General features: G+C 73.8%; 14 protein-coding genes. 6 read left to right on the top strand and 8 right to left on the bottom strand.

Going from position 1 to position 12,822, the window contains the following annotated elements:
- Positions 1-310: 310 nt before the first annotated feature.
- From BUE30_RS09315 to dapB, 3 genes are all read right to left on the bottom strand, one after another.
- Positions 311-820 carry a DUF1643 domain-containing protein gene (locus BUE30_RS09315; protein WP_073329141.1) on the bottom strand — a complete coding sequence of 170 codons (510 nt, stop codon included), beginning with the start codon at positions 818-820 and terminating at the stop codon, positions 311-313.
- A 13-nt stretch (positions 821-833) separates the two neighbouring features.
- On the bottom strand, positions 834-1,238 hold the full coding sequence (locus tag BUE30_RS09310; RefSeq protein WP_073329137.1) for a hypothetical protein: 405 nt from the start codon (positions 1,236-1,238) through the stop codon (positions 834-836).
- A gap of 596 nt (positions 1,239-1,834) precedes the next feature.
- Positions 1,835-2,662 (bottom strand): 4-hydroxy-tetrahydrodipicolinate reductase, encoded by an 828-nt coding sequence (gene dapB / locus BUE30_RS09305; protein ID WP_073329132.1) that lies wholly within the window; start codon positions 2,660-2,662, stop codon positions 1,835-1,837.
- 214 nt (positions 2,663-2,876) lie between these two features.
- Between dapB and rbfA the strand changes: the two genes are divergently transcribed.
- The 6 genes from rbfA (at position 2,877) to BUE30_RS09275 (ending at position 8,388) form a co-directional block, all read left to right on the top strand.
- Positions 2,877-3,299 (top strand): 30S ribosome-binding factor RbfA, encoded by a 423-nt coding sequence (gene rbfA, locus BUE30_RS09300; RefSeq protein ID WP_425303927.1) that lies wholly within the window; start codon positions 2,877-2,879, stop codon positions 3,297-3,299.
- The gene (locus tag BUE30_RS09295) at positions 3,296-4,027 is read left to right on the top strand and encodes a phosphodiester glycosidase family protein (protein ID WP_083601300.1); all 732 of its coding nucleotides are present in this window, start codon (positions 3,296-3,298) and stop codon (positions 4,025-4,027) included. Before rbfA ends, BUE30_RS09295 begins: the two co-directional genes overlap by 4 nt.
- A gap of 212 nt (positions 4,028-4,239) precedes the next feature.
- Complete coding sequence (locus BUE30_RS09290) at positions 4,240-4,845, top strand: CDP-alcohol phosphatidyltransferase family protein (protein WP_073329126.1); 606 nt, start codon at positions 4,240-4,242, stop codon at positions 4,843-4,845.
- A complete protein-coding gene (locus tag BUE30_RS09285) occupies positions 4,842-5,645 on the top strand; it encodes an NAD-dependent epimerase/dehydratase family protein (RefSeq protein WP_073329121.1) in 804 nt (267 codons plus the stop codon). The genes BUE30_RS09290 and BUE30_RS09285 overlap by 4 nt, the downstream gene beginning before the upstream one ends.
- Positions 5,642-6,262, top strand: a complete 621-nt coding sequence (locus BUE30_RS09280) for a sugar transferase (RefSeq protein ID WP_073329116.1) — start codon at positions 5,642-5,644, stop codon at positions 6,260-6,262. The genes BUE30_RS09285 and BUE30_RS09280 overlap by 4 nt, the downstream gene beginning before the upstream one ends.
- 185 nt (positions 6,263-6,447) lie before the next feature.
- The gene (locus BUE30_RS09275) at positions 6,448-8,388 is read left to right on the top strand and encodes a polysaccharide biosynthesis protein (RefSeq protein WP_083601298.1); all 1,941 of its coding nucleotides are present in this window, start codon (positions 6,448-6,450) and stop codon (positions 8,386-8,388) included.
- Positions 8,389-8,833: 445 nt separating this feature from the next.
- Here the strand turns inward: BUE30_RS09275 and BUE30_RS09270 are convergent, their stop codons facing one another.
- From BUE30_RS09270 to BUE30_RS09250, 5 genes are read right to left on the bottom strand one after another with little or no spacing between them, the layout of a single operon-like run.
- Positions 8,834-9,826 (bottom strand): ABC transporter substrate-binding protein, encoded by a 993-nt coding sequence (locus tag BUE30_RS09270; RefSeq protein WP_073329112.1) that lies wholly within the window; start codon positions 9,824-9,826, stop codon positions 8,834-8,836.
- Positions 9,827-9,881: 55 nt separating this feature from the next.
- Positions 9,882-10,808, bottom strand: coding sequence for an ABC transporter permease (locus BUE30_RS09265; RefSeq protein WP_083601297.1), 927 nt, complete (start codon positions 10,806-10,808; stop codon positions 9,882-9,884).
- A complete protein-coding gene (locus BUE30_RS09260; protein WP_073329107.1) occupies positions 10,805-11,752 on the bottom strand; it encodes an ABC transporter permease in 948 nt (315 codons plus the stop codon). The genes BUE30_RS09265 and BUE30_RS09260 overlap by 4 nt, the downstream gene beginning before the upstream one ends.
- The gene (locus BUE30_RS09255) at positions 11,749-11,991 is read right to left on the bottom strand and encodes a hypothetical protein (RefSeq protein ID WP_073329102.1); all 243 of its coding nucleotides are present in this window, start codon (positions 11,989-11,991) and stop codon (positions 11,749-11,751) included. Before BUE30_RS09255 ends, BUE30_RS09260 begins: the two co-directional genes overlap by 4 nt.
- Positions 11,984-12,796, bottom strand: a complete 813-nt coding sequence (locus tag BUE30_RS09250) for an ABC transporter ATP-binding protein (RefSeq protein WP_425303921.1) — start codon at positions 12,794-12,796, stop codon at positions 11,984-11,986. The genes BUE30_RS09255 and BUE30_RS09250 overlap by 8 nt, the downstream gene beginning before the upstream one ends.
- Between the last annotated feature and the right edge of the window lie 26 nt (positions 12,797-12,822).

Below are 12,822 nucleotides of genomic sequence, written 5' to 3'. Positions count from 1 at the left end.
ACGCCCGCGCCAGGACCGGGGCGGCGGCGCCGGGCAAGCGGACGGAGGCCCCGCCGGGGCGCGGCGCCCCGATGCGCGACCTTGCCGCCATGCCGCCTTCAGATGTCCGGTCCGAACGGCACCGGCCTCGCATCGTTGCCTATGGAGAGGGGATGCCCTCGTAGTCGCTGCGGGCAACCGCCGGGACCCCGCCGCCTGCGCCCGACGGCGCCGCGCCCGCGCCAGGACCGGGGCGGCGGCGCCGGGCAAGCGGACGGAGGCCCCGCCGGGGCGCGGCGCCCCGATGCGCGACCGCGCCGCCATGCCGCCTTCAGATGTCCGGTCCGAACGGCACCGGCCTCGCATCGCCGCGGATGTACAGGGGATGGCCCGGATGACCGTCGCGGGTGACGGCCAGCGCGTGCAGCCTCTCCCGCGGCAATCGCGCCAGGACCTCCGCGTTCCGGCCCGCCAGCGCGCCATGCACGCCCCAGCCCGCCATCACCATGTCCGCCCGGACCGCCGCCCGGTCGATCAGCCGGTCGGCCTGCGGACCCACGGGGTCCGCCGCGCGGCGCAGGTCGGCCGGCCGCGTCGCGCGGAAGGCGAAGAGGTTCGCGATCTCCATCCGACCGTATCCCCATCTGCGGCTGAACGCCTCGCAGCGCGCGATGGTCCGGTCGTTGGTGCGCTCGTCCGCGGTGGAGGGGTTGAGCATGACCCACAGGATGCGGGGCCCCGGCCCGAACCGTCGCGAGAGCAGGTAGCGATAGGCGCCGCAGGACGACGACACGGCATGCGAGCGATGGCCCGGACCCCGGTGACGGCGGAGGATCAGCATCCGGCCCGGCCGATCAGAGGACCAGGTAGACCGTGCTCTCGCCCCTGCCCCCGCGCGAGGTCAGGCGCAGCCGCGTCTCTCCCAGCGCCTCGACCCGCTGGCAATCCGCCGGTCCGGTGATGCCGTCGATCTCGATCTCGTGGCAGAAGGTGCCGTTCTGCCACGTCCACCGGCCGATCATGGGGCGGCCCCGGGATTCGCCGGTCAGGCTGCCGTCCGAGCCGACCCGTATGGTCACCCCCATCAGCCAGATCGAGAGGGTGCGGCCCTCGACCAGCGCGAGGAACGCGGTGCGCTCGGTCACCGGCCGGTAATCCTCGGCCTTCGCCGGGACTGCCAGGAGGCCGGACCACCCGCACAGCGCGAGGACGAAGGCGAACCGGCGCCGACCGGGGCGGTGGCGCTGCAGGGCGGACATGGTGGGACATCCTGATAGGGTCGCTCCTACTACGCCCGGCAGGCAGTGCCGGTTTCCTCCGGGCTGGTACCGAAAGCGTCAGCGCCCGGCCGCGCCGGCAAGGGGCGGCGGCCGCCGGGGTGCAGCGCCCCCCGGGCGCGGCCCGGCAGCCCCGGTCCCGGCTCATCACCCCGGTCCATCGCCCCGTTTCCCGGCCATCTACTCTCCCGGCGCGGTGGCGTAGCCGGCCGCCGGGGCCGGCGGGGGCGCAAGGCGCGAGGGCACGGCGCTGGGGGTGACAGGGCGCGCGGGGGCACGATCCCGCGGCGATGGCCGCCCCCGGCACGCGGCGGGGGGCCGATAGACGGGACCGGGACCGGGGCGCCGGCGGCCGGACTGTACGCCCACCGAACCGGCCGGGCGGATACCGGCACCGGCTGGAACGGGACGGGTCCGCCCGGGCCCGGGCCGGACGGCACGACCGCGTAACCGGCCGGGCGGATACCGGCACCGGCCGGAACGGGGCGGGTCCGCCCGGGCCCGGGCCGGACGGCAGCGAACCCGCGCGAGGCAGGGGCTCCGGCACGCGCCGACATCGCGGACGGCGCGGGCGATCCTCAGCCCCGCGTCGCCTCGCCCAGGCCGAGCACGTCCATCATGTCGTAGAGCCCTTCGGCCCGCCCCTGTCCCCAGAGCGCGGCCCGCAGCGCGCCCCGGGCGAAGATCGCCCGGTCTGTCGCCACGTGGCGCAGCACCACCCGTTCGCCCGGCCCGGCGAAGAGCACGTCGTGCTCGCCCACGATGTCGCCGCCGCGGATCGCGGAGAAACCGATGGCCCCGGCGCGGCGCGGCCCGGTCATGCCGTCGCGCCCCCTCTCCTCGACCGAGGCGAGCGGCACGCCCCGCCCCTCGGCGGCGGCCCGTCCCAGCATGAGGGCGGTGCCGGAGGGGGCGTCGACCTTGGCCCGGTGATGCGCCTCGACCACCTCGATGTCGAAGTCCTCGCCCAGGGCGGCGGCCACCCGGCGGGTCAGCCCCACCAGCAGGTTGACGCCGAGGCTCATGTTCCCGGCCATCACGACGGGGGCGTGCCGCGCGGCGCGGCGGATCGCGGCGATCCCGCCTTCGTCGATCCCGGTCGTGCCGATGACGTGGACCGCCCGGGCCTGCGCGGCCAGTTCGGCATGGGCGAGCGTCGCCTCGGGCGTGGTGAAGTCGATCACGCCCTGCGCCCCGGCGAAGGCGGCGACCGCGTCGTCGCCCGCGACGACGCCCAGCGCCGGGCCGCCCATCGCCTCGCCCACGTCGCGGCCGACCCAGTCGTGGCCGGGCCGGACGAGCACGCCGCAGAGCCGGGCCTCGCGGCTCTCGGCCACGGCGCGGATCAGCATCCGGCCCATGCGGCCGGCGCCGCCGGTGACGAGGATCCCCGGGATGTCGGTCATGGCAGGCTCTCCCCTCGTGGCGGCTTCGGGCGCAGGCTTAGCGCGCGGAGGGGCGCTTGTCCAAACGCGCGGCGCCCACCGGCCCCGGCCCCGGCATCCACCCGGCCCCGGCCCGCGACCGGCCGGCGCGAGGGTCCCCGGGGCACCCGCCCCTCCGCCGGGGCGAGGCGGGGAGGCGGCCGCGCATCTTGTCCGGGGCGGCGCGGCCGTCTATCTGCCGCCCATGGCCAAAGCCCCTTCCCAGAGACAGCTTCGCGTCGGCGAAGAGATCCGCCGCACCCTGTCGGACGCGCTGATGCGCGGCGACGTCCATGACCCCGCGCTGGCGGGCCTGTCGATCACCGTGACCGAGGTCGAGGTGACGGCGGACCTGCGGATCGCGACCGTCTTCGTCATGCCGCTCGGCGGCGGCGACCGCGAGGCGGCGATCTCGGGCCTCAAGCGGGCGAAGGGCGAGCTGCGCCACCACGTCGCCCGCTCGATGGCGCTGAAGCACGCGCCCGACCTGCGGTTCCGGATCGACGGCACCTTCGACCGGATGGACGACACCCGCCGCATGCTGTCCGACCCGCGCGTCCGCCGCGACGTGGAGGCCCGGGACGAGGATGCGGACGGGGATCCCGCGGACGAGGCGTGATCCGCCGCGTCCTCGCCGGCGCCCTCGCCCTGACGGGCCTCCTCGCCGCCCCCCCCGCCTCGGCCGCTCTCTGCCGCGAGATCGCCTTCGAGGGTGCCCGCTACACGATCTGCGACATCGCCCCCGCGGAAGAGGCGCTGCGCCTCTACCTCTCGGCCCCGTCTGGCCGGCCCTACGGCCAGTTCGGCGCGCTGGAGGCGGCGCGGGGGCCGATGGCCTTCGCGATGAACGCGGGCATGTACCATGCCGACCGCCGTCCCGTGGGGCTCTACATCGAGGACGGGGTAGAGCTGGCGCCGCTGGTGACCTCGGCCGGGCCGGGCAATTTCGGGCTGCTGCCGAACGGGGTGCTCTGCCTGTCCGATGACCGGGCCCGGGTGATCGAGACGCGCGCCTATGAAGCGGACCCTCCGGAATGCCGGTTCGCCACGCAATCGGGGCCGATGCTGGTGATCGACGGCGCGCTGCATCCCCGGTTCATCCCGGACAGCCCCTCGCGCCACGTCCGCAACGGGGTGGGCACCAGCGCGGACGGCCGCCGCGCGGTCTTCGCCATCTCCGCCCGGCCGGTCAGCTTCCACGCCTTCGCGCGGCTGTTCCGCGACGGGCTGGGCCTGCCGAACGCGCTCTATCTCGACGGGTCGATCTCGCGCCTGCACGCTCCCGCGCTCGGCCGGTCGGATCCGGGGGCGCGGATGGGCCCGATCGTCGCGGTGCCCGCGCGCTGACGGCCGGGGCGGGCCCCACCCGCCTTCGCCGCCGATCCGGCTTCCGCGGCCCGTCCCCGACCGTCCGGCGCGTGCTGCCGGCCCCGGTCCCCTTCCCCCCGCCATCGATCGGGGGCCGACGCGGCGCGCCGCGGTGGTGCGCCGGCCTCACTTCGCCGTCAGGGGCGCCGCGCCCGCTTTACGCGGCGGGGCCGGGCGGGGCATGAGGCGCCATGTTCGACGCCGCCGCCCGCCGCCTGATCGACCCGGTCCTGAACCGCTGGGGCCGCGCCCTCGCGGCGCGGGGGGTGGAGGCCGACCACGTCACGCTGGCCGGGCTCGGCTGCGGCCTGCTGGCCGCGCTGCTGATCGCCTTCGGATGGTTCCTCCCTGCGCTGCTTCCGATCGCGGCCTCGCGCCTCGCCGACGGGCTGGACGGGGCGGTCGCGCGGGCGAGCGCGCGGACCGATTACGGCGGCTATCTCGACATCGCGACCGACTTCCTCTTCTACGGGGCCGTGCCGCTGGCCTTCGTCCTGCACGATCCGGCGACGAACGGGGCGGCCGGGGCGTTCCTGCTCGCCTCGTTCTACTTCAACGGGGCCACCTTCCTCGGCTACGCGATCCTCGCCGAGAAGCGCCGGATGGAGACGGCGGCCCAGGGCGTGAAGTCGCTCTACTTCTCGGACGGCCTGCTCGAGGGGACCGAGACGATCCTCCTCTTCGTCGCGATCTGCCTGCTGCCGGGCCAGTTCCCGGCGCTGGCCTGGATCTTCGGCGCGCTCTGCTTCCTGTCCGGGGCTTTGCGGCTCTGGGGCGCGCGGGCCGTGTTCCGGTGAGCGCGCCGCTCCTGATCCTCGGGGGGAGCGGCCGGATCGGCCGGGCCTTCGCCGCGCTGCGCGCCCGGGGGCACTGGCCGGGCCCCGCTCCGGTCCTGGCCGGCCGGAGCGGCGGGGACCTGCGCTGGCAGCCGGGAGAGGCGCCGGTCGAGGGGGCCCGCGCCGTGGTCCACATGGCGGGCCCGGCGGGCAGCGCCGATACCGCGGCGACCGTGGCGCTGGCGCGGGCGGCGCTGGACCTCGCGCAGGGGCTGGGGGCGCCGCTGCTGCACGTCTCGACCGCGGCGGTCTACGCCCCCTCCCCCCAGCCGCATGACGAGGACGAGGGCTCCGCCCCGCCTGGTGGCTACGGCGCGGCGCGGCTGGCGGCAGAGGCGGCGCTGGGGGACGCGGCCTGGCACCTGCGGCTCGCCAATGTCGCGGGCTGCGATTCGCTCTTCGGCGCGATGGCGGAAGGGGGGGTCGTGCTCGACCGCCTGCCGGACGGGCGCGCGCCGGAGCGGTGCTGGATCGGCCCGCTGACCCTCGCCCGCGTCCTCGTCGCGCTGGCCGACCGGGCCGCCGCCGGGGCCGAGCCGCGCGTGCTGAACGTCGCCCAGCCCGGCGCCCTTGCGATGGACGCCGTGCTGCGGGCGGCGGGCCTGGGCTGGACCTGGCGCGACGCGCCGCCCGGCGCGCTGGCGCGCATGGCGCTGGCGACGGACCGGCTCGCGGGGCTGGTCGCCCTGCCCCCCGCCACGGCCGAAGGGCTGGTGGCCGAGGCGCGGCTGGCCGGCTGGCGCGCGGGGCCGTCCCGGTGACCCCCGGCAAGCGGCTCTTCGACCTCGTCCTCGCGGCGGTGCTGGCGGCGCTGCTGGCGCCGCTCCTGCTGATCCTCGTGATCGTGCTGCTGGTGCGCGAGGGACGGCCGGTCTTCTACGTGGCCGAGCGGATGGCGGCCCCGGGCCGCCCCTTCGGCCTCGTCAAGCTGCGGACGATGCGCCCCGCGCCCGAGGGGGCGGCGGCGACCGGCGTCACCGGCGGCGACAAGTCGGACCGGATGTCGGGGCTGCACCGCGCGCTGCGCAGGACCCGGATGGACGAGATCCCGCAGCTGTGGAACGTGCTGCGCGGCGAGATGAGCTTCGTCGGCCCGCGCCCGCCGCTGCGGGTCTATGTCGAGGCCTTTCCGGAGCTCTACGCCGAGGTGCTGAAGGGCCGGCCGGGCATCACCGGGCTCGCCAGCCTCGTCTTCCACGCGCACGAGGAACGCATCCTCGCCGCCTGCCGCACCCCCGAAGAAACGGATGCCGCCTATCGGCGCCGCTGCGTGCCCCGCAAGGCACGGCTCGACCTGATCCATGCCCGGCACGCCTCGGTCTGCGCCGATCTCGCCATCATGGCCCGCACGCTCGGCGCGGTGCTGCGGCGGCGCTGAACGCGGGGCGGGCGCGAACCGGGCAGGATGCCGCTAAAATCGGCAGGAACCGGCCGACCCCGATCCGGCAGGAGAGGATGGAGGAACGGGCACGGTTGATGTAGGATGCCCCCCGGGTCCAAGAGGAACGGGGGGGCGACCGCACCGGCAGCGCGCCGGTCCGGACGGGGGCGATCGAACGGGGCATGAACCAGTTGACCAAATCCGCTGCGGATCTGATCGCCCGGGGCTCCGGCGCGCTAATCGCGCTTCCGCGCGGGCTGAAGCAGGCGGTCATGCTGTCGCTGGACGTGGCCCTCCTGCCCGTGGCGCTGGCGCTGTCGCTGGCGATCCAGACCGGCGAGCGGCCGCGCCTCGGCTCCTACGTGCTCGAGGTCGAGGCGCTGGCGATGCTGATGCTGGTCGCGGGGCTGCTGTCCTACGCGATGGGCCTGCACCGCATCCAGCTGAAGGCCTACGAGATCCACGCGATGCGGCTGACGGGGGTCCATGCGATCGTCATCGCCGGGGTCACCGCGATCCTCGACGGCGTGACGGGCTACGCGACGCCGCCCAGCACCTTCATCGTCTTCGCCATGATCTACTTCATCCTCGGCGCGTCCTGCCGGCTGCTGCTGCTGCAGGTCGTGCTCGGGGCCTACCGGCGCGGCAACGACCAGCTGCGCGTGGTGATCTACGGCGCGGGGCGGACGGGCCAGCAGCTCGCCGCCGCCTTCACCACCGACATGACGATCAAGCCGATCGCCTTCGTCGACGACAATGCGAACTTGCAATCGACCATCGTTCAGGGGCTGCGGGTCCATTCGCCGCTCGTCCTGCCCCGCCTGATGGAGGAGAAGCGCGCCGATCGCGTCCTGCTCGCCATGCCCAGCGTGCCGCGCTCGCAGCTGACGCTGATCTCGCGCCGGCTCTCCGACCTGGGCATCGACGTGCTCGCCCTGCCCTCCTTCGCGCAGCTCGCCGGGTCGGGCGCGCCGCTGGTCAGCCAGCTGCGCCCGGTGGCGCCGGGCACGCTGCTCGGCCGCGCCCCGCTCGACGCCGAGTTGCCGGGCGGCTCGGCCGCCTATCAGGGGCGGTCGGTCCTCGTCTCCGGCGGCGGCGGCTCGATCGGGTCCGAGCTGTGCCGGCAGCTCCTCGTCTGCCGGCCGCGCCGCGTGGTCATCGTCGAGAGCTCCGAGCTCGCGCTCTACCAGATCACGATGGAGCTCGAGGCGCTGGTCGAGGGGACGCAGGTCGAGATCGTCTCGATCCTCGGCTCGGTCTGCGACGCGGCCCTGATGCGGCGGGTCCTGCGCGAGAACGCGGTCGAGATCGTGCTGCACGCGGCGGCCTACAAGCATGTGCCCATCGTCCAGCGCAACCCGATCCCGGGATTCCAGAACAACGTGATCGGCACCCAGACGCTGGCGCAGGCCGCGATGGAGACCGGGGTCGCGCGGTTCATCCTCGTCTCCACCGACAAGGCGGTCCGGCCCAGGAACCTGATGGGCGCGTCCAAGCGCCTGGCCGAGCTGGTGGTCCAGGATCTCGCCCGGCGCGCCCGCGACAGCGGGGCCCCGACGGTCTACTCGATGGTGCGCTTCGGCAACGTGCTCGGCTCGTCCGGGTCGGTGATCCCGCTCTTCACCCAGCAGATCCGGCGGGGCGGGCCGATCACCGTCACCGACCGCGAGGTGACGCGCTACTTCATGACCATCCCCGAGGCCGCGCGCCTCGTCCTCGCCGCCGGCAGCTTCGCCGAGGGGGGCGAGGTCTTCGTCCTCGACATGGGCGAGCCGATCTCGATCTACGCGCTCGCTCGTCAGCTGGTCGAGAGCGCGAACCTCACCGTCAAGGACGAGTCGAACCCGGACGGCGACATCGAGATCCGCTTCACCGGGCTCCGCCCCGGCGAGAAGCTGCACGAGGAGCTGCTGATCGGGACCGGCCAGGTCACGACCCCGCATCCCAAGATCATGCTGGCCCGCGAGGGCGCCCTGTCCGAGATCGAGGTCGCCGCCGCGATCAAGGCGCTGCGCGCCGCCATCGCCGAGGCGGACGACGATGCGCTGCGCGCGGTCGTGTCGCGCTATGTGGAGGGCGGCGCCGGTCTGCTTCAGCCGAAGGCCGAGCTGGCCCTGTCCTAGAGCGCCCCGGGGCCCCGCCGGGCCTGACCGGAACGCCCCGGCACCGGTCCTGCCGCCGCGTGCCGGCGCCGGTCCCGGTCATCCCCCCGACCGGCCCGCCCCCCATGCCCTCGACCTGTCACGTCGCTCGCCCTGCCCGCCGCGGGGCGACGTCCGGTCCGACCCCTCCATCGACCTGCCCGGGTCTCCGGCCGCAACCTGTCCCGGTCGGACTTCCTGCGGGCATCAGGACGCCCTCGCCCGCCTACCGCTCCGGTGGAAGGGCCAGCGCTGTCCCTCGGCGCCCGCGACGACTCCTCTGCCCGCGGGCCAAGGGGGAGCGGCCCCTCCGTGCCCGGCCATCGCGGGCGAGGCCATTCGTCCCGGGCCCGGACGGAAAAGGGGCGCGGATCGCTCCGCGCCCCCGTCCCGCGATGTCCCGGCGCTGCGAAACAGCGCTTCGGGATCAGTTCAGCGCGGCATCCGTGACGGCCGAGGTCCAGGCCCCCTCGGGCTCGGCCGTGATGACCGGGTCCGAGCCGCCGCCCAGAAGCGTGTCGACCGTGATCTGGTAGGCCTCGGGATCCAGCGCGCCGTCCGATCCGGCGGTCAGCTTGGCGACCTCGTTCATCATCCGGATCTGGTGTTCCTCGGTCTGGGCGCCGGTCTCGTCGTAGTCGAGCACGATCATCGCCGCCTCTTCCGGGTTCTCCTCGGCCCATTTCCAGCCGCGCATCGAGGCGCGGACGAAGCGGGCCATCTCGTCGACGAATTCGGGATCCTCCAGATCCTCCTCCATCACGTAGAGCCCGTCCTCGAGCGTGGCGACGCCCTGCTCGTCGTAGCGGAAGTTCACCAGCTCCTCGGGCGTGACGCCCGCGTCGATGACCTGCCAGTACTCGTTGTAGGTCATGGTCGAGATGCAGTCCGCCTGCCGCTGCAGGAGCGGGTCGACGTTGAAGCCCTGCTTGAGCACCTCGACCGACCCTTCGGACGCGCCGTCGGTCGCGATGCCGAGCGTGCTCATCCAGCTGAGGAACGGGTATTCGTTGCCGAAGAACCAGACGCCGAGCGTGCGGTTGTCCAGATCCTCGGGGCTCTCGATGCCGACATCGCCCCAGCAGGTCAGCTGCATGCCCGAGGCGGCGAAGGGCTGGGCGATGTTGACCAGCGGCAGCCCGTTCTCGCGCGCGGCGAGGGCGGCGGGCATCCATTCCACGATCACGTCGGCGCCGCCGCCCGCGATCACCTGCGTCGGTGCGATGTCGGGGCCGCCGGGCAGGATGGTGACGTCGAGCCCCTCCTCCTCGTAGAAGCCTTCCTCCAGCGCGACGTAGTAGCCGGCGAACTGGGCCTGCGTGACCCATTTCAGCTGCAGCGTGACCTCGTCCATCTCCTGCGCGCCGGCCAGCAGGGGGGTGAGCGCGAGCGCGCCCGCGGCGATCAGTACGTTCTTCAAGATTGGACCTCCATGTTGTCCGTCTCGTGGCCCGGGGTTCGGCCCCGGTGCCGGTTCAGCGGCGCTGCGACGGATGCCAGAACGTCACCCGCGTCTCGATCAGGGCGACGACCCCGTAGAAGGCCGTGCCCGCCAGCGCCGCCACCACAATCGACGCCCAGACCATGCCGAGGTCAAGCGCGCCGATGGAGGTCGAGATGCGAAAGCCGAGGCCCAGCGTGGGAGAGCCGAAGAACTCGGCAACGATGGCCCCGATCAGCGCCAGCGTGGTGCAGATCTTCAGCCCGTTTAAGATGAAGGGCAGCGCGGCGGGCAGGCGCAGCTTGGCCAGCGTCGATCCCCACGAGGCGCCGTAGGTCCGCATCAGGTCGCGCTGCATGGCGCTGGTATCGGCGAGGCCGGCGACCGTGTTCACCAGCATCGGGAAATAGACCATCAGCACGACGACCGCCGCCTTGGACTGCCAGCCGAACCCGTACCACATGACGAGGATCGGGGCCGTCCCGACGATCGGCAGGGCGGCCATGAAACTGCCCAGCGGCAGCAGGCCCCGGCGCAGGAAGTCGTAGCGGTCGACCAGCAGCGCGGTCAGGAAGGCCGCGCCGCATCCGATCACGTAGCCGGTCAGCCCGCCCTTGAGGATCGTCTGCACGAAATCGCCCCAGAGGGTCGGCAGGTTCGCCGCGAAGGTCGCGGCGATGACCGAGGGCGGCGGCAGGATGACCTGCGGCACGGCGAAGGCGCGCACCAGCACCTCCCACGCGACCAGCACGACGAGGCCGAGCGCGAGCGGCGCGATCAGCCCCGTCCCGGCCGTGCCCCGCGCCGACAGCGCCGCGACCGCCCCCCATCCGGCAAGCGCGGTCAGGACGACGAGGGCCAGCGCCAGCGCCGCCGGGCCGGTCGCGGACCAGAGCGCCAGCGCCGCCAGCCCGGCGAAGGCCGGCACCGCCAGGGCGGGGCCGGGGCGGGCGCCGCTCATGCCGGTCCCCCCATCGCGCGCAGCGTCCGCCGCTCGAGCCAGCCGACGAACCAGACCAGCAGCGCGGCCAGCGCCGCGGCGGCGAAGAGCGCGGCCCAGATCTGCGCCGTCTGCCCGTAATAGCTGCCCGCCAGCATCCGCGCGCCGAGGCCGCCCTGCTGCACCGGGAGCTCGCCCACGATGGCCCCGACGAGGCTGGCCGCGACCGCGATCTTCATCGAGGCGAAGAGATAGGGGACCGAGGCGGGCAGCCGCAGCTTCCAGAAGACCTGCGCGCTCGAGGCGTTCCAGGTCCGCATCTGGTCGAGCTGCATCGCGTCCGGCGCGCGCAGCCCCTTCACCATGCCGACCACGACCGGGAAGAAACTGAGATAGGCGCTGATGATCGCCTTGGGCAGCAGCCCCTGCACCCCGACCGAGTAGAGGACGACGATGATCATCGGGGCGAGCGCCACGATGGGGATGGTCTGGCTTACGATGGCCCAGGGCATCAGGCTGAGGTCGAGCACCCGGCTGTGCACGATCCCGACCGCCAGCAGGATGCCCAGCACCGCCCCGATGGCGAAGCCGGCAGCCGTCGCGGTCAGGGTGATGCCGGCGTGATAGACGAGGCTGCGGTTCGAGAAGCTGCCCGACTGCACGATGCCGCGGCGGCCGTTCACCTCCTCGTCCCAGGTGGAGGCCCAGATCTCGGCCGCGATCTGGTGCGGGGCGGGCAGGCGCGGCCGCTCGAGGCTCCACGCCTCGCCCAGCTGACCGGCATTGCGCAGGGCGAGACCGATGGACGCCATGTCCCGCCGCTCCACCGCGCTGGCCGGTTCGATGACGGCGCCCGCGCGCTCGGCCCGGGTCAGCGTCTCCTGGACGTTCATCACGGGCACGGCGGCATACCAGAGCGCGAGCAGCGCCAGCAGCACGACGAGGACGGGGCCGAGCGCCCTCATGCGCGGCGCCTCTGCACGGTGCGGCGCCAGAGCACGACCAGCGCGCCGATCGCGAGCAGGCCGCCGAACAGCATCGCCCAGCGCGCCTCGGCGCAATGGTTGAGGAACGGCACGGCCAGGCATTTCTGGTCGGCATAGACGCCCAGCGCCGCGCCGAAGAGCGAGAGCCCCCCGGCGAAGCAGATCACGATCGCGGCCTTGAGCAGGCGGCGCTGCCAGCGGGGCGTGTCCTCAGTCATCGACCATCCCCGCCCGCAGCCCCTCGCGCACCCGGTGGGCGATCTCGATGAAGGCGCGGCTGTCGCGGATGTCGAGCGGCCTCTCGCGCGGGAGGGGGCTGTCGATCACGTCGGTGATCCGCCCCGGCCGGGGGGACATGACGACGATCTTCGTCGACAGGTAGACCGCCTCGGGGATCGAATGGGTGACGAAGCCGATGGTCTTGCCGGTCCGGTCCCAGAGCCGCAGCAGTTCCTCGTTCAGGCGGTCGCGCACGATCTCGTCCAGCGCGCCGAAGGGCTCGTCCATCAGCAGGATGTCGGCGTCGAAGGCCAGCGCCCGGGCGATGCTGGCGCGCTGCTGCATCCCGCCCGACAGCTGCCAGGGATACTTCTTCTCGAACCCGGCGAGGTCGACCAGCTCGAGGACCCGGCGCGTCCGCTCGGCCTGTTCGGCCTTCGGGAATCCCATGATCTCCAGCGGCAAGCGGATGTTGCCGCCGATCGTCCGCCAGGGATAGAGGCCCGCCGCCTGGAAGACATAGCCGTAGGCGCGGGCGCGGCGCGCCTCGTCGGGCGACATGCCGTTCACGGTGAGCGTGCCGCCCGTCGGATGCTCCAGCCCCGCGACGCAGCGCAGGAAGGTCGTCTTGCCGCAGCCCGAGGGTCCGATGAAGCTGACGAACTCCCCCTTGCCGATGGCGAGGTTCACGCCCTTCAGCGCGTGGACCGGCCCGTCATTCGTCCGGAAGGTGAGGTCGAGATCCGTCGCGGAGATGACGGGAGCCGATCCGGCGGGCGATCGGTCGGGCCGGGCTTCGGTCACGGCGCTCCTTTCCATGATATGCGGCA

The organism is Wenxinia saemankumensis, from assembly GCF_900141735.1.
GTDB classification, from domain to species: Bacteria; Pseudomonadota; Alphaproteobacteria; order Rhodobacterales; family Rhodobacteraceae; genus Wenxinia; species Wenxinia saemankumensis.
Note: the sequence above shows the minus strand (reverse complement) of the source record. Positions and strands in the feature narration are given on the sequence as shown.

Coding starts and splice junctions, on each gene's coding strand:
- BUE30_RS09315 (WP_073329141.1), bottom strand. CDS start 820: ATGCTGATCCTCCGCCGTCACCGGGGTCCGGGCCATCGCTCGCATGCC.
- BUE30_RS09310 (WP_073329137.1), bottom strand. CDS start 1,238: ATGTCCGCCCTGCAGCGCCACCGCCCCGGTCGGCGCCGGTTCGCCTTC.
- dapB (WP_073329132.1), bottom strand. CDS start 2,662: ATGACCGACATCCCGGGGATCCTCGTCACCGGCGGCGCCGGCCGCATG.
- BUE30_RS09290 (WP_073329126.1), top strand. CDS start 4,240: ATGTTCGACGCCGCCGCCCGCCGCCTGATCGACCCGGTCCTGAACCGC.
- BUE30_RS09275 (WP_083601298.1), top strand. CDS start 6,448: ATGAACCAGTTGACCAAATCCGCTGCGGATCTGATCGCCCGGGGCTCC.
- BUE30_RS09265 (WP_083601297.1), bottom strand. CDS start 10,808: ATGAGCGGCGCCCGCCCCGGCCCCGCCCTGGCGGTGCCGGCCTTCGCC.
- BUE30_RS09260 (WP_073329107.1), bottom strand. CDS start 11,752: ATGAGGGCGCTCGGCCCCGTCCTCGTCGTGCTGCTGGCGCTGCTCGCG.
- BUE30_RS09255 (WP_073329102.1), bottom strand. CDS start 11,991: ATGACTGAGGACACGCCCCGCTGGCAGCGCCGCCTGCTCAAGGCCGCG.